Origin of the sequence: Mesorhizobium sp. M0018 (assembly GCF_040323955.1) — a bacterium.
In the GTDB taxonomy this organism is placed as follows: domain Bacteria; phylum Pseudomonadota; class Alphaproteobacteria; order Rhizobiales; family Rhizobiaceae; genus Mesorhizobium.
Genome location: NZ_JAMYVL010000007.1, coordinates 150,251 through 173,017 on the forward strand (window position 1 = coordinate 150,251; position 22,767 = coordinate 173,017).

27 protein-coding genes are annotated in these 22,767 nt (G+C 62.5%); 12 read left to right on the forward strand and 15 right to left on the reverse strand.

Annotated features, from left to right (window positions below; all coding sequences use genetic code 11):
• Positions 1-3: 3 nt before the first annotated feature.
• The 6 genes from NKJ81_RS12265 to coaD all read right to left on the reverse strand — a co-directional run bounded on the left by NKJ81_RS12265 (position 4) and on the right by coaD (position 3,464).
• Positions 4-273, reverse strand: a complete 270-nt coding sequence (locus NKJ81_RS12265) for a hypothetical protein (protein WP_352471691.1) — start codon at positions 271-273, stop codon at positions 4-6.
• The gene (queA, locus tag NKJ81_RS12270) at positions 263-1,348 is read right to left on the reverse strand and encodes a tRNA preQ1(34) S-adenosylmethionine ribosyltransferase-isomerase QueA (protein WP_352540593.1); all 1,086 of its coding nucleotides are present in this window, start codon (positions 1,346-1,348) and stop codon (positions 263-265) included. Before queA ends, NKJ81_RS12265 begins: the two co-directional genes overlap by 11 nt.
• A 12-nt stretch (positions 1,349-1,360) precedes the next feature.
• The gene (locus tag NKJ81_RS12275; protein WP_352540594.1) at positions 1,361-1,759 is read right to left on the reverse strand and encodes a hypothetical protein; all 399 of its coding nucleotides are present in this window, start codon (positions 1,757-1,759) and stop codon (positions 1,361-1,363) included.
• Positions 1,756-2,268 (reverse strand): peptidylprolyl isomerase, encoded by a 513-nt coding sequence (locus NKJ81_RS12280; protein ID WP_254817363.1) that lies wholly within the window; start codon positions 2,266-2,268, stop codon positions 1,756-1,758. The genes NKJ81_RS12275 and NKJ81_RS12280 overlap by 4 nt, the downstream gene beginning before the upstream one ends.
• Before the next feature lie 29 nt (positions 2,269-2,297).
• Complete coding sequence (locus tag NKJ81_RS12285) at positions 2,298-2,888, reverse strand: peptidylprolyl isomerase (protein WP_352471695.1); 591 nt, start codon at positions 2,886-2,888, stop codon at positions 2,298-2,300.
• Positions 2,889-2,963: 75 nt separating this feature from the next.
• On the reverse strand, positions 2,964-3,464 hold the full coding sequence (coaD, locus tag NKJ81_RS12290; protein ID WP_352448768.1) for a pantetheine-phosphate adenylyltransferase: 501 nt from the start codon (positions 3,462-3,464) through the stop codon (positions 2,964-2,966).
• 195 nt (positions 3,465-3,659) lie between these two features.
• On the opposite strand from coaD, the gene NKJ81_RS12295 reads away from it, so the two are divergent.
• Positions 3,660-3,812 (forward strand): hypothetical protein, encoded by a 153-nt coding sequence (locus NKJ81_RS12295; protein ID WP_352540595.1) that lies wholly within the window; start codon positions 3,660-3,662, stop codon positions 3,810-3,812.
• A 53-nt stretch (positions 3,813-3,865) separates the two neighbouring features.
• Here the strand turns inward: NKJ81_RS12295 and gyrA are convergent, their stop codons facing one another.
• Both gyrA and NKJ81_RS12305 read right to left on the reverse strand, forming a co-directional pair.
• On the reverse strand, positions 3,866-6,670 hold the full coding sequence (gene gyrA / locus NKJ81_RS12300; RefSeq protein ID WP_352471697.1) for a DNA gyrase subunit A: 2,805 nt from the start codon (positions 6,668-6,670) through the stop codon (positions 3,866-3,868).
• A gap of 147 nt (positions 6,671-6,817) precedes the next feature.
• Complete coding sequence (locus NKJ81_RS12305) at positions 6,818-7,645, reverse strand: helix-turn-helix transcriptional regulator (protein ID WP_352540596.1); 828 nt, start codon at positions 7,643-7,645, stop codon at positions 6,818-6,820.
• Positions 7,646-7,731: 86 nt separating this feature from the next.
• Between NKJ81_RS12305 and NKJ81_RS12310 the strand changes: the two genes are divergently transcribed.
• Both NKJ81_RS12310 and NKJ81_RS12315 read left to right on the forward strand, forming a co-directional pair.
• Positions 7,732-8,262: a hypothetical protein gene (locus NKJ81_RS12310; protein WP_352540597.1), complete on the forward strand. Its 531-nt coding sequence runs from the start codon at positions 7,732-7,734 to the stop codon at positions 8,260-8,262.
• A 74-nt stretch (positions 8,263-8,336) separates the two neighbouring features.
• A complete protein-coding gene (locus NKJ81_RS12315; protein ID WP_023674869.1) occupies positions 8,337-8,966 on the forward strand; it encodes a MarC family protein in 630 nt (209 codons plus the stop codon).
• Positions 8,967-8,974: 8 nt separating this feature from the next.
• On the opposite strand, the gene NKJ81_RS12320 is transcribed toward NKJ81_RS12315, so the two are convergent.
• On the reverse strand, positions 8,975-9,400 hold the full coding sequence (locus tag NKJ81_RS12320) for an OsmC family protein (protein WP_352540598.1): 426 nt from the start codon (positions 9,398-9,400) through the stop codon (positions 8,975-8,977).
• A gap of 122 nt (positions 9,401-9,522) precedes the next feature.
• Positions 9,523-10,035, reverse strand: a complete 513-nt coding sequence (locus NKJ81_RS12325; RefSeq protein WP_352448761.1) for a single-stranded DNA-binding protein — start codon at positions 10,033-10,035, stop codon at positions 9,523-9,525.
• Between the two features lie 209 nt (positions 10,036-10,244).
• On the opposite strand from NKJ81_RS12325, the gene NKJ81_RS12330 reads away from it, so the two are divergent.
• From NKJ81_RS12330 to NKJ81_RS12370, 9 genes are all read left to right on the forward strand, one after another.
• Positions 10,245-10,634 carry a cupin domain-containing protein gene (locus NKJ81_RS12330; RefSeq protein ID WP_352540599.1) on the forward strand — a complete coding sequence of 130 codons (390 nt, stop codon included), beginning with the start codon at positions 10,245-10,247 and terminating at the stop codon, positions 10,632-10,634.
• 83 nt (positions 10,635-10,717) lie between these two features.
• Positions 10,718-11,032, forward strand: coding sequence for an ArsR/SmtB family transcription factor (locus NKJ81_RS12335; protein WP_352540600.1), 315 nt, complete (start codon positions 10,718-10,720; stop codon positions 11,030-11,032).
• Positions 11,029-11,553, forward strand: coding sequence for an SRPBCC family protein (locus NKJ81_RS12340; RefSeq protein ID WP_352455703.1), 525 nt, complete (start codon positions 11,029-11,031; stop codon positions 11,551-11,553). Before NKJ81_RS12335 ends, NKJ81_RS12340 begins: the two co-directional genes overlap by 4 nt.
• Before the next feature lie 26 nt (positions 11,554-11,579).
• Complete coding sequence (locus tag NKJ81_RS12345; RefSeq protein ID WP_352540601.1) at positions 11,580-12,185, forward strand: ATP-dependent Clp protease proteolytic subunit; 606 nt, start codon at positions 11,580-11,582, stop codon at positions 12,183-12,185.
• Complete coding sequence (locus NKJ81_RS12350) at positions 12,182-12,580, forward strand: hypothetical protein (RefSeq protein WP_352540602.1); 399 nt, start codon at positions 12,182-12,184, stop codon at positions 12,578-12,580. Before NKJ81_RS12345 ends, NKJ81_RS12350 begins: the two co-directional genes overlap by 4 nt.
• A gap of 696 nt (positions 12,581-13,276) precedes the next feature.
• Entirely contained in the window at positions 13,277-16,198 is a 2,922-nt protein-coding gene (gene uvrA, locus NKJ81_RS12355; protein ID WP_352540603.1) for an excinuclease ABC subunit UvrA, read from the forward strand.
• Positions 16,198-16,608, forward strand: coding sequence for a DUF302 domain-containing protein (locus NKJ81_RS12360; RefSeq protein ID WP_352540604.1), 411 nt, complete (start codon positions 16,198-16,200; stop codon positions 16,606-16,608). Before uvrA ends, NKJ81_RS12360 begins: the two co-directional genes overlap by 1 nt.
• Entirely contained in the window at positions 16,605-17,075 is a 471-nt protein-coding gene (locus tag NKJ81_RS12365; protein WP_352540605.1) for a GNAT family N-acetyltransferase, read from the forward strand. The genes NKJ81_RS12360 and NKJ81_RS12365 overlap by 4 nt, the downstream gene beginning before the upstream one ends.
• A gap of 28 nt (positions 17,076-17,103) precedes the next feature.
• Positions 17,104-17,910 (forward strand): DUF72 domain-containing protein, encoded by an 807-nt coding sequence (locus tag NKJ81_RS12370; protein ID WP_023674858.1) that lies wholly within the window; start codon positions 17,104-17,106, stop codon positions 17,908-17,910.
• Between the two features lie 45 nt (positions 17,911-17,955).
• On the opposite strand, the gene NKJ81_RS12375 is transcribed toward NKJ81_RS12370, so the two are convergent.
• The 5 genes from NKJ81_RS12375 to urtB all read right to left on the reverse strand — a co-directional run bounded on the left by NKJ81_RS12375 (position 17,956) and on the right by urtB (position 22,733).
• The gene (locus NKJ81_RS12375; protein WP_023674857.1) at positions 17,956-18,156 is read right to left on the reverse strand and encodes a hypothetical protein; all 201 of its coding nucleotides are present in this window, start codon (positions 18,154-18,156) and stop codon (positions 17,956-17,958) included.
• Between the two features lie 211 nt (positions 18,157-18,367).
• Positions 18,368-19,063, reverse strand: a complete 696-nt coding sequence (urtE, locus tag NKJ81_RS12380) for an urea ABC transporter ATP-binding subunit UrtE (RefSeq protein ID WP_126041867.1) — start codon at positions 19,061-19,063, stop codon at positions 18,368-18,370.
• 70 nt (positions 19,064-19,133) lie between these two features.
• On the reverse strand, positions 19,134-19,880 hold the full coding sequence (urtD, locus tag NKJ81_RS12385) for an urea ABC transporter ATP-binding protein UrtD (RefSeq protein ID WP_023674855.1): 747 nt from the start codon (positions 19,878-19,880) through the stop codon (positions 19,134-19,136).
• A 7-nt stretch (positions 19,881-19,887) separates the two neighbouring features.
• Complete coding sequence (gene urtC / locus NKJ81_RS12390) at positions 19,888-21,120, reverse strand: urea ABC transporter permease subunit UrtC (RefSeq protein WP_023674854.1); 1,233 nt, start codon at positions 21,118-21,120, stop codon at positions 19,888-19,890.
• On the reverse strand, positions 21,117-22,733 hold the full coding sequence (gene urtB, locus NKJ81_RS12395; RefSeq protein ID WP_352540606.1) for an urea ABC transporter permease subunit UrtB: 1,617 nt from the start codon (positions 22,731-22,733) through the stop codon (positions 21,117-21,119). The genes urtC and urtB overlap by 4 nt, the downstream gene beginning before the upstream one ends.
• Positions 22,734-22,767: the final 34 nt, after the last annotated feature.

Consider the following 22,767-nt stretch of genomic DNA (forward strand, 5'->3'; position numbering starts at 1 on the left):
TCCCTAGCCATCGAACTCCTTGTCGAATACCGGCGCGTCCGGGGCCTGCTTGTCGAGTGATTGCCGGTAGCGGATGCAGCCGCGCATGAATTTCGGCCACGGCGGCACGGCAATCGCCGGGTCGGTCTTTTCGGGCAAAAGTGACCAGAGGTCGGGATGGTGCCAGCACAGATCATGGCCGGTGGCGTCGCGGTGTTGGCGGATGCCGGCGCGCAGTTTCCTGACCTCGGCGATCAAGGCTTCCCGGTCGAAGGTTTCCAGGTCATCGTCCATCGGTATCCTCCCTGAACAGAAGACTTGCGTCTCCATAGGAATAAAACCTGTAGCGATTCTCGATGGCATGCGCATAGGCCGCCCGCATCGTCTGCAAACCGCAGAAGGCCGAAACCAGCATGAACAGCGTCGAACGCGGCAGATGGAAATTGGTCATCAGCAAGTCTGCGGTCTTGAAACGATAGCCGGGCGTGATGAAGATGTCTGTCGGGCCTGACCATGCGGCCAGCCTGCCGTCCTCGCCAGCCGCGCTCTCCAATAAGCGCAGCGATGTCGTGCCGACGGCGATAATGCGCCCTCCTTTTGCTTTCGCCGCATTCAGCGCCTCGGCGGTTTCCGGGCTGACCGAACCGGTTTCGGCGTGCATCTTGTGGTCGGCGGTGTCGTCCGCCTTCACCGGCAGGAACGTGCCGGCGCCGACATGCAGCGTGACGAAACGGCGCTCTATGCCCTTGGCGTCGAGCGTCGCAAACAGCTCCGGCGTGAAATGCAGCCCTGCCGTCGGCGCGGCGACCGCGCCCTCCTCCCTCGCATAAATGGTCTGATAGTCGCTGCGGTCGCGTTCGTCGTCGTCACGCTTGGAGGCGATGTAGGGCGGCAGCGGGATGTGGCCGACTGCATGCAGCGCCTCGTCGAGGAACGGACCTGACAGGTCGAAGCCGAGCAGCACCTCGCCGCCTTCTCCCTTCTCGATCACGGTCGCGTCGAGCTGGCCGAGAAGGCAGGAATTGGCGTCATGACCGAAATGGATACGATCGCCGGCGGCGATGCGCTTGCCCGGACGCATGAAGGCGAGCCAGCGGTCGGGCGCCATCCGCATATGCAGCGTGGCTTCGACCTGCGCCGCCGCCTCGCCGCGCCGCCTGATGCCTTTCAGCTGTGCCGGAATGACCTTGGTGTCGTTGAAGACCAGCACATCACCGGCCTTGAGCAGGGCCGGCAGGTCGCGCACCGTCCGGTCTTCGAGCCCCTCACCCGGCCTGACCACCAGCATCCTGGCACTGTCGCGCGGCTCGGCTGGGCGAAGCGCGATGCGCTCCTCCGGCAGATCGAAGTCGAAAAGGTCGACGCGCAAGAGATCCCCGCCTCAAGGTTCCGGGCAGGTCACCGCCCAGGCGCCGACACCGTCTATGCTCAACGTGCCGCCCATCGCGAAGCTGGACTGCTCGCTGGCCTTGACCAGCCGCAATTTGGCGACGATCGAGCTGAGGCCCTCATCAGTGAGATCGATCAGCAAGCGCTCGCCGTCTTCGAATGCCTGTCCAACGATGACTTTCGTTGAGCCTGGCTGTCCGTCCGTGGTCCATGTCTTGCCGCCGGCATCCAGCCACACACGCGCCACCGCAATGACGGCCGTGTGTCCCATCAAAACATCAATCGATGCCGCGCCGCCGTCGGCGCTGCAGACGATCGATTCCGTTGCCAGCGCCGGAGTGGCCGCCGCGGCGAGCATAATTGCGATGGCCGCGACAGCCCGGCTGGTCATTTCACGTCGGCCGCGACCTTGAGCGATACGATCTTGTCAGGATCCTGCACCGGTTCGCCGCGCTTGATCTTGTCGACATTGTCCATGCCTTCGATGACCTGGCCCCATACCGTGTACTGGCGGTTGAGGAAGGCGGCATCGTCGAAGCAGATGAAGAACTGCGAATTGGCCGAGTTCGGGTTCTGCGAGCGCGCCATCGAGCAGGTGCCGCGGCCGTGGTTGGCGTTGGAGAACTCGGCCTTCAGATCGGGTTTGTCGGAACCGCCAGTGCCGGCGCGCGATGGCGCGAAAGACGGCTTGTTGGAATTGCCGAACTTCACGTCGCCGGTCTGCGCCATGAAGCCGTCGATGACGCGGTGGAAGACCACGCCGTCATAGGCGCCTTCGCGCGCCAGCTCCTTGATACGGCCGACATGGCCGGGCGCCAGATCTGGAAACAATTCGATGACGACCTTGCCCTTGGTCGTGTCCATGATAAGCGCGTTCTCGCGGTCCTTGATTTCGGCCATGTCAGAAATATCCTTTTGAACAATTGGGGTTACTTGCCGTCCGCGGCGATGCGCACCTTGATCATGCGATCGGGGTCGGTCACCGTCCCGTTCTGCGCCTCGTCGCCTTTCTTGATGTGGTCCACCAACTCCATGCCGCTGACGACATTGCCAACGATGGTGTACTGGCCATCGAGCGGCGGTGCCGGCGCGAACATGATGAAGAATTGCGAATTGGCGGAATTCGGATCGTCGGAGCGGGCCATGCCGACCACGCCGCGCTGGTAGTGCTCGGTGCTGGAGAATTCGGCCGGCAGGTCAGGAAGATCGGAGCCGCCGGTGCCGACAGCGTCGGCATTGAAGCCGCTCTTCATGTTGCCGAACTTGACGTCGCCGGTCTGCGCCATGAAGCCGTCGATGACGCGGTGAAAGGCGACGTTGTCGTAGGCGCCCTGGCGCACCAGCTTTTTGATCTGCGCGACGTGCTTCGGCGCAAGGTCGGGCCTCAGCGCGATGGTCACGTCGCCGTCCTTCAGCGTTACGATCATGGTGTTTTCCGGATCGGCGGCAAAGGCCGACACGGATGCGGTCACAAGACCGGCAAGCACGGCAAGCAAGAAGGCAAGCTTTTTCAGCTGCATGGGATCTTTCTCCGAATATCTTCGTTCATGCATGTCGTTACCCGAAGCCGGGTTCCACTTTTGGGTGACATGCATTTATTTCGCGAATTTGGCGGTGAGCGCGCCGGCCACGGCCGCCGGCACGAAGGGGCGGATGTCGCCTCCCATCGAAGCTATCTGGCGCACAAGTGTGGCGGTAATGGTGCGCACTGAAGGGCTGGCGGGCAGGAACACCGTCTGCAGCTCCGGCGCCATGGTCTCGTTCATGCCGGCCATCTGCATCTCATAGTCAAGGTCGGTGCCGTCGCGCAGGCCGCGGATCATGATCGAGGCGCCATGCTTCCTGGCCGCGTCGATTACCAACCCGTCGAAGGCGACTACTTTGATACGCGCACCGTCGCTACCGAATTCCGCCTTCGCGGCCGTTTCGATCAGGCCAACCCGTTCCTCGAAGGAAAATAACGGCTTCTTGCCGGGATGGATGCCGATCGCCGCATAGATTGTATCCGCCACGGCCAGCGACGCCTTCAGCACGTCGAGATGGCCGTTGGTCAGCGGGTCGAAAGAGCCGGCATAAAGGGCGATGCGTTCGGTCATGGCAGGTGCTTCTAGCGAGCCTCTCTCCTAAAGGCAAATCCGATCGCCAGCCCGCGCCGTGAACCTTTTGGCCGACGTGAACGACAGATGAATGTGCCGCTGACAACAGCTTCACGCAGTGTTCACTAAGTTGCAGCTGCAGGAGATGAAACCAAACACCCATCTAATCGTTGTTAGGCGCAGGAGAACACGCACATGCTGATCTACATGCTCGCCACCGCAATGACCGTCGCCATGCTGATCGCCACCGTATTCGGGTTGCATCAGGAAGCACAGCGCGTCCGCGCCAAGGCCAATACCAAGCGGTTCGAAGGCTTCGGCAACCGCAGGCCTTATCGCCGCTTCTAGATTGCGGGTGTCTTCACACGCCGGCCCACAGGGCTGGCGTCGTCGTGCCAAACTCACTCGACGGAAGTATCGGGCTCCCTACCATCGGCATCGGCAACAGCGCCGCTTTCAGCATTCTCTTCGATCTCTTCATCCGCTTGCGGTTCTGAAATTCGCTCGACCGAAACGACCTTCTCGCCCTCAGCGGTATTGAAGATGGTAACGCCCTTGGTGGCGCGGCTGGCGAAACGAATGCCGTTCACTGGAACACGGATAACGGTGCCGCCATCCGAAACCAGCATGATCTGATCGTCATTGCCGACCGGGAAGGTCGCCACTAGGCGGCCGATTTCGGCCGTTTTCGAGACGTCGGTGGCGCGAATACCCTTGCCGCCACGGCCAGTCAGGCGGAAATCGTAGGACGATGAACGCTTGCCGTAGCCATATTCCGTCACCGTCAACACGAACTGCTCGTGCGCCTTGAGGAATTCATAGCGGTCGTCGGAAAGCTCTGCCTCTTCGCCGACCTCTTCATTGGTGAGCTGGATTTCTTCCTCCTCGCCGGCCGCGATGTCAGCAGCGAGCCGGCGTTCGGCCACCACCCGCTTGAGGTAGGCGGCACGCTCCGCCGGCGGCGCATCGACATGCTCGATCACCGCCATCGAGATCACCCGGTCGCCATCTGCCATCGCAATGCCGCGCACGCCGACCGAATTGCGGCTCTGGAAGACGCGTACGTCGCTGACCGGAAAGCGGATGCACTGGCCGGAACTTGCCGTCAAAAGCACGTCGTCATTGTCGGTGCAGGTCTCGACGCCGAGGATCTCGTCGCCTTCCTCGTCCAGCTTCATGGCGATCTTGCCGTTGCGGTTGACCTGGACGAAGTCCGACAGCTTGTTGCGACGCACGGTACCGCGCGTGGTGGCAAACATGACGTCGAGCTCGCCCCAACTCGTCTCATCCTCCGGCAGCGGCATGATCGTGGTGATGCGCTCGCCCTGTTCGAGCGGCAGCATATTGATCAGCGCCTTGCCGCGCGATTGCGGGTTGCCGATCGGCAGGCGCCAGACCTTTTCCTTGTAGACGATGCCGCGCGAGGAGAAGAACAGCACCGGCGTGTGCGTGTTGGCGACGAACAGCCGGGTGACGAAATCCTCTTCCTTGGTCGACATGCCGGAGCGGCCCTTGCCGCCGCGGCGCTGCGCCCGGTAGAGCGACAGCGGCACGCGCTTGATGTAGCCGGAATGGCTGACCGTGACGACCATGTCCTCGCGCTGGATCAGGTCCTCGTCTTCCATGTCCGCCCCGCCCTCGGCGAGCTCGGTACGGCGCGGCGTGCCGAACTCGTCGCGCACGGCGATGAGCTCGTCCTTGACGATCTGCTGGACGCGGGCGCGGGACGAGAGGATGTCCAGGTAGTCCTTGATCTCGTCGCCGATCGTGTTCAGCTCGTCGGCGATCTCGTCGCGGCCGAGCGCGGTCAGGCGCTGCAGGCGCAGTTCGAGGATGGCGCGCGCCTGCTCCTCGGAGAGATTGTAGGTACCATCCTCGTTGATGCGATGGCGCGGATCGTCGATCAGAAGAATCAGCGATTCCACGTCGCCCGAAGGCCAGCGCCGCTCCATCAACTGCTCGCGCGCCGTCTGCGGATCCGGAGCGCTGCGGATCAGCTTGATGACTTCATCGATGTTGGCAACAGCGATGGCAAGGCCGACCAGCACATGGGCGCGGTCGCGCGCCTTGCGCAGCAGGAATTTCGTGCGCCGGCTGATCACCTCCTCACGGAAGGCGACGAACGCCTTCAGCATGTCGGTCAGCGTCAGCAATTCCGGCTTGCCGCCGTTCAGTGCCACCATGTTGGCGCCGAAGGACGTCTGCAGCGGGGTGAAGCGGTAAAGCTGGTTGAGGATGACATCGGCGACGGCGTCGCGCTTCAGTTCGATGACGACGCGGTAGCCCTGGCGGTCGCTCTCGTCGCGAATGTCGGAAATGCCTTCGATGCGCTTGTCGCGCACCAGCTCGGCCATCTTCTCGATCATCGACGCCTTGTTCACCTGATAGGGAACCTCGGTGATGACTATCGATTCACGATCGTTGCCGCGCGCCTCGACGTTGACGCGGCCGCGCATGACGATGGAGCCGCGGCCGGTCGAATAGGCGCTGTAGATGCCGGAACGGCCAAGCACGATGCCGCCGGTCGGGAAATCCGGTCCCGGAATGATCTCCATCAGCGCCGGAAGGTCGATCGCCGGATTATCGATGAGGGCAATGGCGCCGTTGCAGACCTCGCCCAGATTGTGCGGCGGGATGTTGGTGGCCATGCCGACGGCGATACCGCCGGAGCCGTTGACCAACAGGTTCGGGAAGCGCGCCGGCAGGACTTTCGGTTCGCTGCCCGACGCATCGTAAGTGTCCTGGAAATCGACGGTGTCCTTGTCGATGTCTTCCAGCAACTCATGCGCGACCTTGGTCAGCCGCGATTCCGTGTAGCGCATCGCCGCCGGCGGATCGCCGTCGATCGAGCCGAAATTGCCCTGCCCGTCGATCAGCGGCACGCGCAGCGACCAATCCTGCGCCATGCGCACCAAAGCGTCGTAGATCGAGGCGTCGCCATGCGGATGATATTTACCCATCACGTCGGCGACCGGGCGTGCCGATTTCACATATTTGCGGTTCCAGTGATAGCCGCTCTCATAGGCGGCGTAGAGGATGCGGCGATGCACCGGCTTGAGGCCATCGCGCACGTCCGGCAGCGCGCGGCTGACGATCACGCTCATGGCGTAATCGAGATAGGAGCGCTGCATCTCCTCGATGATGGATATCGGCTCGATGCCGGTGGGGCCGCCGTCGGCGCCGCGCGGTGTCTTTTGGTCGGTCAAATCGGATCACAATCTAATCAGGAATCACTTGGTGCTTATATAGGAAGCCAGCCTGAAACTCCAACAATCGCGGCAGTTTTCCAGTGTGGTTTTTAGCGGCAAATTCAAAAGGATAAACCAATTGCGACGATATGGCCGTGTACCCTTTCACGGGCGTCGCCGGCGGGCGCGATAAGTACCCGGCGCCTCGCCCATCAGCCGCCGGAAACGGCGATTGAAGGTTGATAGATCGTTGAATCCCGCCGAAAAGGCAATCGCCGAAATCGTCTGATCCGACGTCCGCAGCCGCACGGCTGCCCTGTGCAGCCGCGCTCTCAGCAGGAATTGGTAGGGCGTCATACCGGCAACGTGCCGGAAGGTGCGCAGGAAATGGTAAGGGCTGGTGGCGGTCGAGTCGGCGAGTTCGGCAAGCGAGATCGGCCGGTCGGCATCGACTTCGATGCGCCGCACCGCTTCGGCGACACGCTTCTGGTCACGGCGGCTCGGCGTCCGTCCCCGATCCGTAGCGCTGCAAGCCGCAGTTACCGCGGCACCGGCAATGCGCAGGGCGAGTTCCTCGAACACGCCGGCGTCGGCCATCTCGCGCGCCGCCTCCGCTTCGGCAAGCAGCGGCACCAGCGCCGGCAAGGGCGGCAGGCGCGGCGTTCCGAAATCGAGCGTCTTGGCGCCCGGCACGTCGGCGACGATCCGCTCCATATAGGCCGGTCCGAAATGGAAGGAGAGGCAACGGTCGCCGGCGCCATGCTCGTGCCCGCATTCGTAGCATGTGCCGGGATTGCCGAGCAGGAGCGCGCCCGGCGCCAGCATCGCCGTGCCCTCGCGCGCACGATAGCGGAAGGTGCCGTTGGTTACGGCGGCAACGCAGAAATCCCGATGCTCCTCCTCGAATGGCCTGTCGGCGGCGCTGGCGGTGCAGATGACATCCGACACCTGCCAGCCTCGGCCCGACGCCAGCCTGTGCGCGCTCGTCGTCATCGCCGAAACATAGCAACTTTTCCCAAGCGCAGAACCCCTGTCGGCGTCTATGCTTGCCGGTCTCCTGACAAGATGAGAGCGAAGCCATGTCCAATTCCTTTGCCAAGGTCCTGCACAGCGATGGGCCCGTACCGGCCCTTGCCGAGAAACTGAATCTTTATGGCCGCTTCGTCGGCGCCTGGACGTTCGACGCCACGCGCCATCTCGAGGACGGTCAGGTGCTGACCGGGCGCGGCGAAGTGCATTTCGGCTGGGTGCTCGAAGGCCGCGCGATCCAGGACGTATGGATCCTGCCTGCCCGTGACGCCGGCCCCTCGCCCTCGCTCGGCAAATGGACCTTCTATGGCACGACGTTGCGTGTCTATGATCCCGGCGTTGACGCCTGGCACATCTTCTGGAGCGATCCGCGCAATCAGTACTACAGCCGCCAGCTCGGCCGTGCCGAGGGCGACACCATCATCCAGCAAGGCGCAGACGGCACCGGATCTGCTGTGCGCTGGAGCTTTTCGCGCATCACCGAAAATTCGTTCCGCTGGCTGGGCGAACGCTCACAGGACGACGGCGCCGCCTGGCGTCTCGAAGTCGAGTTTCTGGCGCGCCGGGCCGTCAGCCCCTGATCCGCACGGTTTCCACTGGCTCTGCTTTGCTCTACCAATCCCGTTATCCGGCTTTGCCGGCGGGGAGGGTCAGCATGCCGAGCTTCGACAGCCTGTTCAACGCCTTCGTCACCATACTGGTGACGATCGATCCGCCCGGCCTGGCGCCGCTCTTCCTCGCCGTGACCCGCGGCATGAACCGCGAGGAGCGCAACCAGGTCTCCGTGCGCGCCTCGGTCATCGCCTTCCTGGTAATGGCCTTGTTCGCAATCGCCGGCGCGTCGATCCTGTCAGTCTTCGGCATCACTCTGCCGGCCTTCCGCGTCGCCGGCGGCTTTCTACTGTTCTTCATCGCCTTCGAAATGGTGTTCGAGCGCCGGCAGGACCGCAAGGAGAAGATCGGCGACGTCGCCATCACCAGGGACATGATCCACAACATCGCCGCCTTTCCGCTGGCGATCCCGCTCATTGCCGGTCCCGGCGCGATTTCGGCGACCGTCCTGCTCTCAAGCTCGTTTCAGGGTTTGGGCGCGCAGACAGCCCTTGTCGGCATCATCGCCATCTGCCTCGTCATCACCTACCTGGTGTTCGTGCTGTCAGAGCGCATCGACCGTATCCTCGGCCAAACCGGCCGTTCGATCCTGACAAGGCTGCTCGGCGTCATCCTGGCGGCGCTCGCCGTACAGTTCGTCGCCGACGGCATCAAGGCGCTGATGGCGACGTAGGAACAGCCCTACTTCGCTGTCGTTTCAATGACTTCGAAGTCGTGGGTAATCTCGGCAGTCTTGGCCATCATTGCCGAGGCCGAGCAGTATTTCTCGATCGAAAGCCCGATCGCCCGCTTCACCTTGGCGTGTGATAGCGCCCGGCCCTTGACGACAAAATGCACGTGAATGCGGGTGAACACCCTGGGATCGGCTTCTGCACGGTCGGCATCGAGTTCGACCACGCAATCTTCGACCGCCTCGCGCCCCTTTTCGAGGATATGGACCACGTCATAGGCCGAGCAGCCGCCAGTGCCGATCAGCACCAGTTCCATTGGGCTCGGCCCCGGCGTCTTGCCCTCCGGCCCGAACGCAGTGCCTAGCACCAGCTTGTGCCCATTGGCGGACTCGCCAACGAAAGTGCGCTCCTCGACCCATTTGACCCTTGCCTTCACCTGATACGTCCTTTCACCGCTCAAACGCACAACGTCCCGAAAATCCAAGACAGATTTTCGGGACGCCATTTCGTGGCCAAGGTGCCGGCGCTTTTCGCCGCAAGGGCAGTCCGCCCGAGAAATCAGAACGGGATTTCGTCGTCCAGCTCGCGCGACGAACCACCGCCGCCGCCCTTGTTGGCGCCACCGCGATTGAAACTTTCGCCCGGGCCGGACTGGCCGAAATCGGAACCGCGGCTCGCACCACCACCGGCATAGTTGCCGACCTGGCCGCCGCCCTCGCCCCGCGCATCGAGCATCTGCAGCTCGCCGCGGAATTTCTGCAACACGATTTCGGTCGTATAGCGGTCATTGCCGGTCTGGTCCTGCCATTTGCGCGTCTGCAGCTGGCCCTCGACATAGACCTTCATGCCCTTCTTCAGATACTGCTCGGCCACCTTGGCGATCTGGTCGTTGAAGATCACGACATTGTGCCACTCGGTCTTTTCCTTGCGCTCTCCGGACGTCTTGTCGCGCCAGCTTTCCGACGTCGCGATGCGGATGTTGACGACCGGGTCACCCGAATTCAGGCGGCGGATTTCAGGGTCCGCCCCGAGGTTGCCCACCAGAATGACCTTGTTGACACTACCCGCCATGATACTTCTCCGCGCTCATCCGAAACCAGATTTTTGTCGCCGCACCTTACAGGCTATGGACAATCCCTGCCTGCCGTCGCTGCCTTTTCCCACAACGTTTTTGTTCTCTTTTCGTTCTATAGGAGAGGCCCTGCACTGTCAATAGTTGTCAGTAAGAAGTAGTGTCTTGGCGTCGAATTTCCACAGACCATGGGATCGAGGCGAACTCAATGAAGATGGTTGCGCATGACGATCAGCCGCAAGAAGAGTGGCGGACGGGAGTAAAGACCCGCATGCATGTCTCGGCCTGCAACGGCGCAACTCAACTTTGCATATTCGAACAATGGGTCGAACCCGCGGTTGGCGCCCCGACACATTGGCACCCGGTCGAGGAAGTGCTTACCGTCATCGCTGGCAGAGCCGAGATGTGGATCGACGAAGAGCATCTCGTCTTGACTGCCGGACAGTCGCTTGTTGTTGCCGCGCACAGGCAACATGGCTTCCGAAACATCGGCTCCGAATTGCTTCATATTCATGCTGTGCTCGCGTCACCAGTTTTCGAGGCGACGTTCAACGGATCCCCCGACATGGTGAGACGCTGGTTTCCGGCGAGTTTGTAAAACCTCGCCTGTCTTAAAAAACACCGCCTGTCTTAAAAAAACACGGCTTGCCAAACCGATAAGTATTGACTTATGCTTTCGGCATGATCGAAGCAGACATTTTTCGGGCACTGGCGGATCCAACGCGTCGCGCCGTCTATGAGCGGCTCGCCGACGGCGAGATGACGGTGTCGGAACTGCGCACTGGCATACCGGTATCGCAGCCGGCGGTATCGCAACATCTCGCAGTGCTGCGCGGCGCCGGCCTCGTGGTCGAGCGCCGGGCCGGTCGCAACGCTTATTACCGCGTCGATCCGAAGGGGCTTGCGCCACTGCTCGGCTGGATCGAACGCTACCGTGCGTTCTGGCCAGAGCGCATCGAAAGGCTCAAGACGGTTTTGAAGGGCATGGACCAATGACCAGCCGAGGCAAAGAACGCGCCGAAATGGCCGCAGACAAGATCGAGTTCGAGTGCGAGCTGCCCGAACCGCCGGAAAAGGTGTGGCGGGCGCTGACGGTGCCGGACCTGCTCGCGGCCTGGATGATGCCGAACGACATCAAGCCCGAAATCGGCAACCGCTTTGCCTTTAAAGCGCCGAATGCGCCGATCGAGTGCGAAATCCTCGACGCGGATCCCGGACGGCTGCTGCGCTATTCCTGGCGGGAGCGGCCGGCGCCCGGCGATACGCAGGTGCCGCCCGGCAGCCCCCTGGACAGCGCAATGAACGACAGCCCAGTGGACAGCATCGTCACCTTTACGCTCGACCGCACCGTTTCCGGCGGCACGCATCTGCGCATCGTCCATGATGGTTTTGCTCGGGCAGCAGTGCCGGAGATCGCGATGGCAGGCGCCGGTTGCCGGCTTTCCTTTGAAGCGCGCACTCCCAGGCACAAGCAGATCGCCGCAAACACCCCGCGCCTCTTCCTGCGCGCGGCCTGAACGACAACAGTCAACGGAGACAACCGATGAGCGGCCTTGCCAATCTGGTGCCGATGGTGATCGAGCAGTCGAGCCGCGGCGAACGTGCCTTCGACATATTTTCGCGGCTGCTGCGCGAGCGCATCGTCTTCATCAACGGGGCGATCGACGACGGCACCTCGGCGCTGGTCTGCGCCCAGCTTCTGTCGTTGGAATCCGACAATCCCGACAAGGAGGTCTCGCTCTACATCAACTCGCCGGGCGGCGTGGTGACCAGCGGTTTCGCCATCTACGATACGATGCAGTATATCAGCTGCCCGGTCTCCACGGTTTGTATGGGCTTCGCCGCCTCGATGGCCTCGTTCCTGTTGATGGCCGGCACACCGGGGCGGCGCATCGCGCTACCCAACACCAGCATCGTGCTGCATCAGCCTCTCGGCGGTTTCCAGGGCCAAGCCTCCGATATCCAGCGCCATGCCGAGGGCATCCTTCGCACCAAGCGGCGCATGACCGATCTTTACGCCCGCCATTGCGGCCGCACCTACGAAGAAGTGGAACGCACGCTCGACCGCGACTTTTTCATGACCGCGCAGGAGGCCAAGGATTGGGGCCTCGTCGACTATGTTTTCGACACTCGCAAGCAGGCCGCATGAACGAGCCGGGCCGGCGGACGGAACTGAGGCGATTGAGCCCCCGCAATTTCAGCGCCATCGGTCTGGTCTTGACGCTATCGCGGCACTATAGTCCGGCGATGACCGCCAGCCGCTCATCCAGCCTGTTATGCTTTGCTATCGCTACCGTAGCCGGCACGAACATGCTGGTGGGTATGGCACTTGCCCAAGATAATTCGATGTCTTCGCAAAAGGGCGCCCTGCCCGGTGTGACCAGCGATTATCGCATCGCCGAGCCAGCGCCGCAGCCTGAGCCTGACGACGTGGCTCCAGGCAGCGGCAACGGCACCTTCAAGATTGGCGATACCGACGTTCGGATTTCCGGTAGCATCACCATCGATGTCGCTACCGGCGGGATCAGGCCCTCCAGCCGCTAAGTTCGCCTGGTGTGAACCACAAATATTGCGCTTCAAACGAAGAGCCCCGCCATTGCTTTTGCAACTGACGGGGCTTCTTGGATCTAAAATCCAAATTGCCGGGAGTGTACTGCCGGCATTTTATTTCGGATGCTTCGCGGCATTCAGCCGACGATCCGACTAGCAGTCTCTGATTTTATGGGAATCGGCAGGTCCGTTTGGCGGGCAGCGAAAACGCCTGACCCTGGCCACTTATACCTGCCGCGGCTCCAGCGACACGTGGAGCCTCAAGGAACAATCCGGTGGAGTCATGCCTCTGCTCTCCTTCTGTTCGTTGCGACTGTCGTCGTCGAAGCGCTCATCGCATAACCCGCGGCGTCTCGCAGGCTAGCCCCAGGCCGCGAGGCCATCGAAAGACGGCCGGCTTCGTTGACGTGTGGATTCTGCCCCCATGACGCGGGGACGTCAACCTTGAATAGCCGATTACCGAAAAATGTGATCGCGAGACGCTTTGTGAAGCCGGCTGCGCGGGCAGCTTTTGTCAGGAGCGTGTTCGGCCTTTGTTCTTTCCGCTTGCCCGTTCGCGCGAAAGGCGGTTAAACGCTTTGGTCGAGAGTTGTGGCGTCTCTCGAAAAGGCGGCGAAATTACCTACATAGGGGATGGTCGGGAAAACCCGCCCATCCCACGAATTCCAGATTCTGAGGCGGCGACCGGCGATGGCCGACCATAAATATCTCTCCATTCGCGGGGCACGCGAACACAATCTGAAGAATGTCGATCTCGACCTGCCGCGTGACAGCCTGATCGTCATGACCGGCCTGTCGGGGTCGGGCAAGTCGTCGCTTGCCTTCGACACCATCTACGCCGAGGGCCAACGCCGCTACGTCGAGAGCCTTTCGGCCTATGCACGGCAATTCCTCGAAATGATGCAGAAGCCTGACGTCGACCAGATCGACGGCCTGTCGCCGGCCATCTCCATCGAGCAGAAGACCACCTCGAAGAATCCACGTTCGACGGTCGGCACCGTCACCGAGATCTACGATTATATGCGGCTTTTGTTCGCCCGCGTCGGTGTACCCTATTCACCGGCCACCGGCCTGCCGATCGAGAGCCAGACGGTTTCGCAGATGGTCGACCGGGTGCTTGCTGTCGAGGAAGGCACCCGGCTGTTCATTCTGGCGCCGATGGTGCGCGGCCGCAAAGGCGAGTACCGCAAGGAACTGCTGGAGCTGCAGAAGAAGGGTTTTCAGCGCGTCAAAGTCGATGGCGTCTTCTATGAGATCGCCGACGTGCCGGCGCTGGACAAGAAGTACAAGCACGACATCGACGTCGTCGTCGACCGCATCGTCGTGCGCGGCGATCTGGCGACGCGGCTCGCCGATTCCATCGAGACCGCGCTGAAGCTGGCCGACGGGCTGGCAGTGGCGGAATTTGCCGACAAGCCGCTCGACGCCAGCCAGACCGGCGAGGATTCGGTCAACAAATCGAAGAACGAGACGCATGAACGCATGCTGTTCTCGGAAAAGTTCGCCTGCCCGGTATCCGGCTTCACCATTCCCGAGATCGAGCCCAGGCTATTCTCCTTCAACAATCCGTTCGGCGCCTGCCCGACCTGCGACGGGCTCGGCAGCCAACGCGCCATTGATGCCAGCCTGGTCGTGCCCGACGAGAATGTCTCGCTGCGCGCCGGCGCCGTCAGCCCTTGGGCGAAGTCGAGCTCGCCCTACTATGCGCAGACGCTGGAAGCGCTGGGCATTGCCTATGGCTTCAAGCTCGGCGACAAGTTCAAGGATTTGAGCGAGGAGGCAAAGCAAGCCGTCCTGCACGGCACCGGCGAGCGCGAAATCACCTTCCATTATGATGACGGTCTGCGCTCCTACAAAACGACGAAAACCTTCGAGGGCGTCATCCCCAATCTCGAGCGCCGCTGGAAGGAAACCGAATCCGCCTGGATGCGCGAGGAGATCGAGCGCTTCATGTCGGCCACGCCCTGCCCGGCCTGCCGCGGCTATCGGCTGAAGCCCGAGGCGCTCGCGGTCAAGATCGCCGGCAAGCACATTGGCGAGGTCACCGAGCTGTCCATCCGCAAGGCCGACCAGTGGTTCACCGATCTGCCCGCTTCGCTCAACGACAAGCAGAACGAGATTGCGGTGCGCGTGCTCAAGGAAATCCGCGAGCGGCTGCGCTTCCTCAACGATGTCGGTCTCGACTATCTGACGCTGTCGCGCAACTCCGGCACGTTGTCGGGCGGCGAGAGCCAGCGCATCCGGCTGGCTTCGCAGATCGGCTCCGGCCTGACCGGCGTGCTCTATGTGCTCGACGAGCCGTCGATCGGCCTGCACCAGCGCGACAATGCCCGCCTGCTCGACACGCTGAAGCATCTGCGCGACATCGGCAACACGGTCATCGTCGTCGAGCATGACGAGGACGCCATCCTGCATGCCGACTACGTCGTCGATATCGGCCCGGCGGCCGGCATTCATGGCGGCCACATCATCGCCCAGGGCACGCCGCAGCAGATCATGGCGACGCCCGCTTCGATCACCGGCAAATACCTGTCGGGCGAGCTCGAAGTGGCGACGCCGGCACGGCGCCGCGAGGCCAAGAAGAACCGCCGGCTGAAGGTCGTCGGCGCGCGCGGCAACAACCTGAAGAACGTCACCGCCGAAATCCCGCTCGGCACGTTTACCGCCGTCACCGGCGTATCCGGCGGCGGCAAGTCGACCTTCCTGATCGAGACCCTGTTCAAGGCGGCGTCGCGCCGCATCATGGGCTCGCGCGAGCATCCGGCCGAGCACGACCGCATCGAGGGGTTGGAATTCCTCGACAAGGTCATCGACATCGACCAGTCGCCGATCGGGCGCACCCCGCGCTCCAACCCCGCCACCTATACCGGCGCCTTCACGCCGATCCGCGACTGGTTCGCCGGCCTGCCGGAGGCCAAGGCGCGCGGCTACCAGCCGGGCCGCTTCTCGTTCAACGTCAAGGGCGGCCGCTGCGAAGCCTGCCAGGGCGATGGCGTCATCAAGATCGAGATGCACTTCCTGCCCGATGTCTACGTCACCTGCGACGTTTGCCACGGCAAGCGTTACAATCGCGAGACGCTCGACGTCCTGTTCAAGGGCAAATCGATCGCCGACGTTCTCGACATGACGGTCGAAGAAGGCGTCGATTTCTTCGCCGCCGTGCCCGGCGTGCGCGACAAGCTGGAGACGCTGAAACGGGTCGGCCTCGGCTACATCCATGTTGGCCAGCAGGCAACGACTTTGTCGGGCGGCGAGGCGCAGCGCATCAAGCTCGCCAAGGAACTATCACGCAAGGCGACCGGCAAGACGCTCTACATCCTCGACGAGCCAACCACCGGCCTGCATTTCCACGACGTAGCCAAGCTGCTCGAAGTGCTGCACGAGCTGGTCGACCAGGGCAACACGGTCGTCGTCATCGAGCACAATCTCGAGGTGATCAAGACGGCTGACTGGGTACTCGATCTTGGCCCCGAAGGTGGTGACGGCGGCGGTGAGCTGGTGGCGTCCGGCACGCCGGAGGACATCGTCCGCGAAAAACGCAGCTATACCGGGCAGTTCCTGAGGGACTTGCTGGAGCGGCGCCCCGGAGGCAAGCGCGAAGCGGCGGAGTGATGGCAAAGAACGGTCTCATCACGGTCCAAAGCCGCTTCGGCGTGGCCGAAACGATCGATCGCCTGGTCGGGACTGTGGAACGTGCAGGATTGCTGGTCTTCGCCCGCATTGACCACGCCGCCGGTGCGCGCATTGTCGAAGCTTCCCTGCGTCCGACCCAGCTTCTGATTTTTGGCAACCCGAAAGGCGGCACGCCGCTGATGCAGGACCGGCAGCTTGCCGGCATCGATCTGCCGGTCAAGGCACTAGCTTGGGAGGACGAGCAAGGCAAGGTCTGGCTCTCCTACAATGACGCGCACTGGCTCGCTGAGCGCCACGGCTTGGGCGACGCCAGTCGCAATGCCGTCGCCGCGATAGCGGCCGGTATGGACAAGGTGATTGCGGCCGCTGCCGGCGCGGGCCAGTTTTGATCATGAGAGCCGCTCGGGCCGATGATCTCCCCATGGTGATCTCGCTCACCACCGACGCCTACGCGCCCTACACTGCCCTGTTCGGAGCGCCGCCGATCCCCGTCACCGAGGACTATGCGCCGCGCATAGAACGCGGCGAGGTCTGGCTTTCGGAGCAGGACGGACAGCCGGCCGGGTTGATCGTTCTCGAACGACATGCGGACCATACAATGATCTTCAGCGTCGCCGTTGCGCCCGCCTTTCAGGGCAAGGGTTTCGGCATCGGGCTGCTCGACTGGGCCGAGCAACAGACGCGCTTGTGGAGCTTGCCGGAAATCCGACTCTACACCAATGCCAGAATGGAACGGAACGTTTCGTTGTATAAGGCCTACGGCTTTCGCGAAACGGGTCGCCGGCCCAATCCATATCGGCCAGGATGGACGATCGTCGACATGGCGAAAGCCGTCGAGACGACCGCCATCGCGTGATCCTTTTCTGCAAACCGGGAGGACGACCATGACTCAATCAGGAACAATCCGCGCCGGCATGGGCGGCTGGACCTTCGAGCCGTGGGACACGTCCTTCTACCCGGACAAATTGTCGAAGGCCAAGCAACTGCATTATGCCAGCCGGCAGGTGCTCACTATCGAGGTCAACGGCACCTATTATTCGAGCTTCAAGGAGCCGACCTTCGTCAAATGGGCCAACGAGGCGCCGGATGGTTTCGTCTATTCGCTGAAGGGCAACCGCTTCGTCACCAACCGCCGCGTGCTCGGCGAGGCCGGGGAATCGATCATGCGCTTCCTCGGGTCGGGCGTCGCGGCACTTGGCGACAAGCTCGGGCCGATCCTGTGGCAGTTCGCGCCGACCAAGAAATTCGACCCGGACGATTTCGAGGCCTTCCTCAAGCTGTTGCCGGAAAAGCAGGACGGCGTTGCGCTTCGCCACGCGGTCGAGGTGCGCAACGACAGCTTCATCGTGCCGGAGTTCGCCGCCTTGGCGCGAAAGCACAAGGCCGCCATCGTCTATGCCGACCACGCCAAATATCCGGGGATTGCCGACGTTACCGGCGATTTCATCTATGCGCGGCTGCAGACCGGCAGCGACGACAATCCCGATTGCTACACGCCAAAGGCGCTCGACGAATGGGCGGCGCGCGCAAAAACCTGGGCGGAAGGCAAGGTGCCGGCCGACCTGTCGCGCGCCGATCCTTCAACCGACGCCCCGGTCAAGCCACGCGACGTGTTCGTCTACTTCATCACAGAGGGCAAGGTCCGCGCTCCATTCGGCGCCATCGCGCTGATGAAGCGGGTCGCAGGCTGACGCCCCGCTGTCGGTGGTCCGCCTGGCTTGGTCCTAAACTACCGGCTATGCGGCGCGTTCGTCCGGACGCCGATCAACCCTGACGATCTCGTTAAAGGCATCGAGATCGACATAGAAGACCTTGGTGATCTCCGCGATGAGTTCGTCGTGGTCATACCCCTGCGATTTCAGAATGTTGATGGCTGTCAGGATATCGACGCGCTCCGTGAGCCGTCGTTTCTGGTAGTCCTCGACATAGCGCTCCATCGTCTGGCCCTGGCTCCCAAGCACCCGAAATGTTGGACGACAACAGATCGCTGGAAGGGCTTGCGCGCAAGCGTGCGGACGCAGCCGCGCCTTCCCCTGATCTGCCAAGTTGAAACTGCTACGGAAAGCGGCCGACTCACCAAGGCCAAGCAAAATCTAGCACGCAATCTGCAGCGCGCCAGAGTTGCAAAGTAATGGAATCAATAAGAATTCAGACAGTCAGGAATTTGCGGACGTCCGCCCGGTCGAGATCCTCGGCGGGGCCGGTATGGACGATCTGTCCGCGGTCCATGATGTTGACCTCGTCGGCCAATTCCCGGCAGAAGTCGAGATATTGTTCGACCAGAAGCACGGCGATACCGGCCTGGTCGCGCAGATACCGGATGGCGCGGCCGATGTCCTTGATGATCGACGGCTGGATGCCTTCGGTCGGCTCGTCGAGCACCAGCAGCTTCGGCCGCATCACCAGCGCCCTGCCGATGGCAAGCTGCTGCTGCTGGCCGCCGGAAAGATCGCCGCCGCGGCGCGCGAGCATCTGCTTCAGCACCGGAAACAATTCGAAGACGTGACCGGGAATGTTGCGATCGGCGCGCTTCAACGGCGCAAAACCCGATTCGAGGTTTTCCCGCACCGTAAGCAGCGGAAATATCTCCCTGCCCTGCGGCACGAATGCGATGCCCGACCGGGCGCGATCATACGCCGCGCTCCGGTCGAGCGCCTTCCCCTCGAAGGCAACGCTTCCGCTCGTCAGCCGGTGATGGCCGACGATCGATCTCATCAAACTGGTCTTGCCGACGCCGTTGCGGCCGAGCACGCAGGTGATCTTGCCGGCGCCGGCCTTCAGCGAGACGCCGCGCAGCGCCTGGGCAGCGCCGTAGTGCAGCGTGGCATTGGAGACTTCGAGCATGGTCAGCGCTTTCTCCAACGCCTGAAGAACGAAAGGTCGAAATGATGGAACGGAACGCGCCAGACCATGTTCATCTCCCCAGATAGACTTCGACGACGCGCTCGTCGGCCGAAACGAAGTCGAGGCTGCCCTCGGAAAGCACCGAGCCTTCGTGCAGGCAGGTAACCTTGACGCCGAGCTCGCGCACGAAATGCATGTCGTGCTCGACGACGATGACAGAATGGTCGCGCGCGATATCCCGGAGCAGCCGCGCGGTTTCCTCGGTCTCGGCGTCGGTCATGCCGGCAACCGGTTCGTCGACCAGCAGCAGCTTCGGATCCTGCGCCAGAAGCATGCCGATCTCGAGCCATTGCTTTTGGCCGTGGCTCAGATTGGCGGCGAGTTCGTCACGCTTGTCGCCAAGCCGGATGATGCCGAGGATGTCGTCGATCTGCCGCACGTCCGCGGCCGAGCGACGATGGAACAGTGCCGGGAAGATCGAGCGCGGGCCTTTCAGCGCCAGCATCAGATTGTCCTCGATCGTGTGGCTTTCGAAGACGGTCGGCTTCTGGAATTTACGGCCGATGCCCATCATGGCGATTTCGGCCTCGTCGTGTTTGGTTAGGTCGACCTCACCGTTGAAGAAAACTTCACCCGCGTCGGGCCGCGTCTTGCCGGTGACGATGTCCATCATCGTCGTCTTTCCGGCGCCGTTGGGGCCGATGATCGCCCGCATCTCGCCCTTGTCGAGCACCAGCGAAAGGTTGTTGATGGCGCGAAACCCGTCGAAGGAAACTGACACGCCGTCGAGATAGAGGATGGTGTTGCTCTTCGACATCAGGCCATCACTCCGCCGGCTGCGGTTCGGCGCCGGAGGCCGACCAGTCGCCCGGCCTTCTCGCCGCCGAGCGGTCGGTTTTCGGCGGCACCGGCGCATCGGGATCGATGCCGGCTTCTTCGGCAACCGAGGCCGCCCGCAGCGCCTTGGCGTTGCCGCGCCAGGAATCCCACATGCCGATGATGCCCTTGGGCAGGAACAGCGTGACGGCGACAAACAGTCCGCCCAGCGCAAACAGCCAGAATTCAGGCAGCACGCCGGTGAACCAGGATTTACCGGCATTGACAAGAAGCGCGCCGATGATCGGCCCGACGATGGTGCCGCGCCCGCCGACGGCCGCCCACACCACCACCTCGATCGAATTGGACGGCTCGAATTCGCCAGGGTTGATGATGCCGACCTGCGGCACGTAAAGCGCACCGGCGATGCCGGCCATCACCGCCGACACGGTGAAGGCGAACAATTTGACGTTCTCCGCCCGCCAGCCGAGAAAGCGTGTGCGGCTTTCGGCGTCGCGCACCGCCATCAAAAGCTTGCCGTACTTGGAACCGACGATTGCCCAGGTGACGAAGACGGCAAACGCCAGCATGACGGCGCTGGCCGCGAACAGCGCCGACCGCGTCATGTCGGCCTGCACGTTGAACCCTAGAATGTCCTTGAAATCGGTCAGGCCGTTATTGCCGCCGAAACCCATGTCGTTGCGGAAAAAGGCAAGCAGCAGCGCATAGGTCATCGCCTGGGTGATGATCGACAGATAGACGCCGGTGACGCGGCTGCGGAAGGCAAACCAGCCGAAGACGAAGGCGAGCAGGCCGGGCACCGCAAGCACCATGACCGCGGCAAACCAGAAGTGGTCGAAGCCATACCAGAACCATGGCAATTCCTTGTAGTTAAGGAACACCATGAAATCCGGCAGCAGCGGATTGCCGTAGACGCCGCGCGAGCCGATCTGGCGCATCAGATACATGCCCATCGCATAGCCGCCGAGTGCGAAGAAGGCGCCGTGGCCGAGCGAGAGGATGCCGCAATAGCCCCAGACGAGATCGAGCGCCAAGGCGAGCAGTGCATAGCAGAGGTATTTGCCGGTGAGCGCGACGATATAGGACGGCACGTAAAACGCACTTGTCGGCGAGACCGCAAGATTGAGCAGCGGCACGACGATTGCAACCGCCAGCAGGATGAAGATGGTGATGGCGACGCGGCGGTCGGCGCCGGCGGCAAAGAAGCGTCCCGTGATCATGCTTCCACCGACCTGCCCTTTAGCGCGAACAGACCGCGCGGGCGTTTCTGGATGAACAGGATGATCAGCACCAGGACGACGATCTTGCCGAGCACTGCTCCGGCATAAGGTTCGAGGAACTTGTTGACGATGCCGAGCGAGAAAGCGCCGACCAGCGTGCCCCAAAGATTGCCGACGCCGCCGAAAACGACGACCATGAAGCTGTCGATGATGTAGCCGCGGCCGAGATTGGGCGAGACGTTGTCGATCTGGCTGAGCGCGACACCGGCGATGCCGGCAATGCCGGAGCCGAGTGCAAACGTTAGCGCATCGACCCAAGGCGTCCTGATGCCCATCGAGGCAGCCATGCGGCGATTGGCGGTGACGGCACGCATCTGCAGCCCCCAGGGCGTGCGTTTCATCACGTAGAGCAGCACCGCGAACACGCCGAGCGCGAATACCAGGATCCAGAGCCGGTTCCAGGTCACGGCAAGCTGGCCGATATTGAACGAGCCGGACATCCATGACGGGTTGCCTACCTCCTGGTTGGTCGGCCCGAAGATGGTGCGTACGGCCTGCTGCAGGATCAGCGACACACCCCATGTCGCCAGCAGGGTTTCCAGCGGCCGACCGTAGAGATAGCGGATCAGCCCGCGCTCGATGACAAGGCCGACGAGCGCCGCCACCAGGAAGGCCAGCGGCAGGGCGATGACCAGCGACCAGTCGAACAGGCCGGGAAAGGAATTGCGAATAACCTCCTGCACGACGAAGGTCGTGTAGGCGCCGAGCATGACCATCTCGCCATGCGCCATGTTGATGACGCCCATGACGCCGAAGGTGATGGCAAGGCCAATCGCCGCCAGCAGCAGCACCGATCCGAGCGATATGCCGTACCAGATGTTCTGGCCGGCATCCCACAGCGCCAGCGTCGAATTGATGTCGGCGATCGCCGCGGTCGCCGCGTCCTTCACCGCACCTTCGGAACTGGCCTCTACCGACGTGAGCAGCGACACCGCATCGCGGTCGCCGCGCGCACTGATGAGCGCGATTGCGCCCAGTTTGTCGGCCTCCGGCCTGTCGGAAACGAGAATCGACGCGGCGCGGGCCTGTTCTAGCAGCGCCTTGACGCTTGCCACGCTCTCATTGGCGATCACGGTGTCGAGCGGCTCGATGTTTGCCGCGTCCGGCGTCTTGAACATTGTGTCGGCGGCGGTAATGCGCACGGCCGGGTCCTTGGAGCCGAGCGTCAGCGTGCCCAACGCATCGCGAATGACGCGGCGCAGCGTGTTGTTGACCTTGATCTTGGTGATGTCGGCCTTTGCAGCTTCGCCCGATCCTTCGCCGGTAAGCGCATCGAGCAGCTCGATGCCGTCGCCGCTCTCCTTGCCGACAAAAACCAGTGAATCGGCCTTGCGCACGTAAAGGCTGCCCTCCGCAAGCGCGGCAAGCGGCCGTTCTACGGCCGGATCGCCGGAAGCCGCAAGCTCCCGCACCACGGCTTCTATCGCCGGAAAATTGGCGGCGGTGGCGAATTTGGCGATGACGACGCGCAGATCTGCTTCGCTGGCGTTCGACGGCAGCAGCGTCCCCAGGAGAAGGAGCAGCATCAGGCCAATCGCGCGGATCAGGATCATTGGTTTCTGGTGGCTCTTGAAGATTGAATGTTGC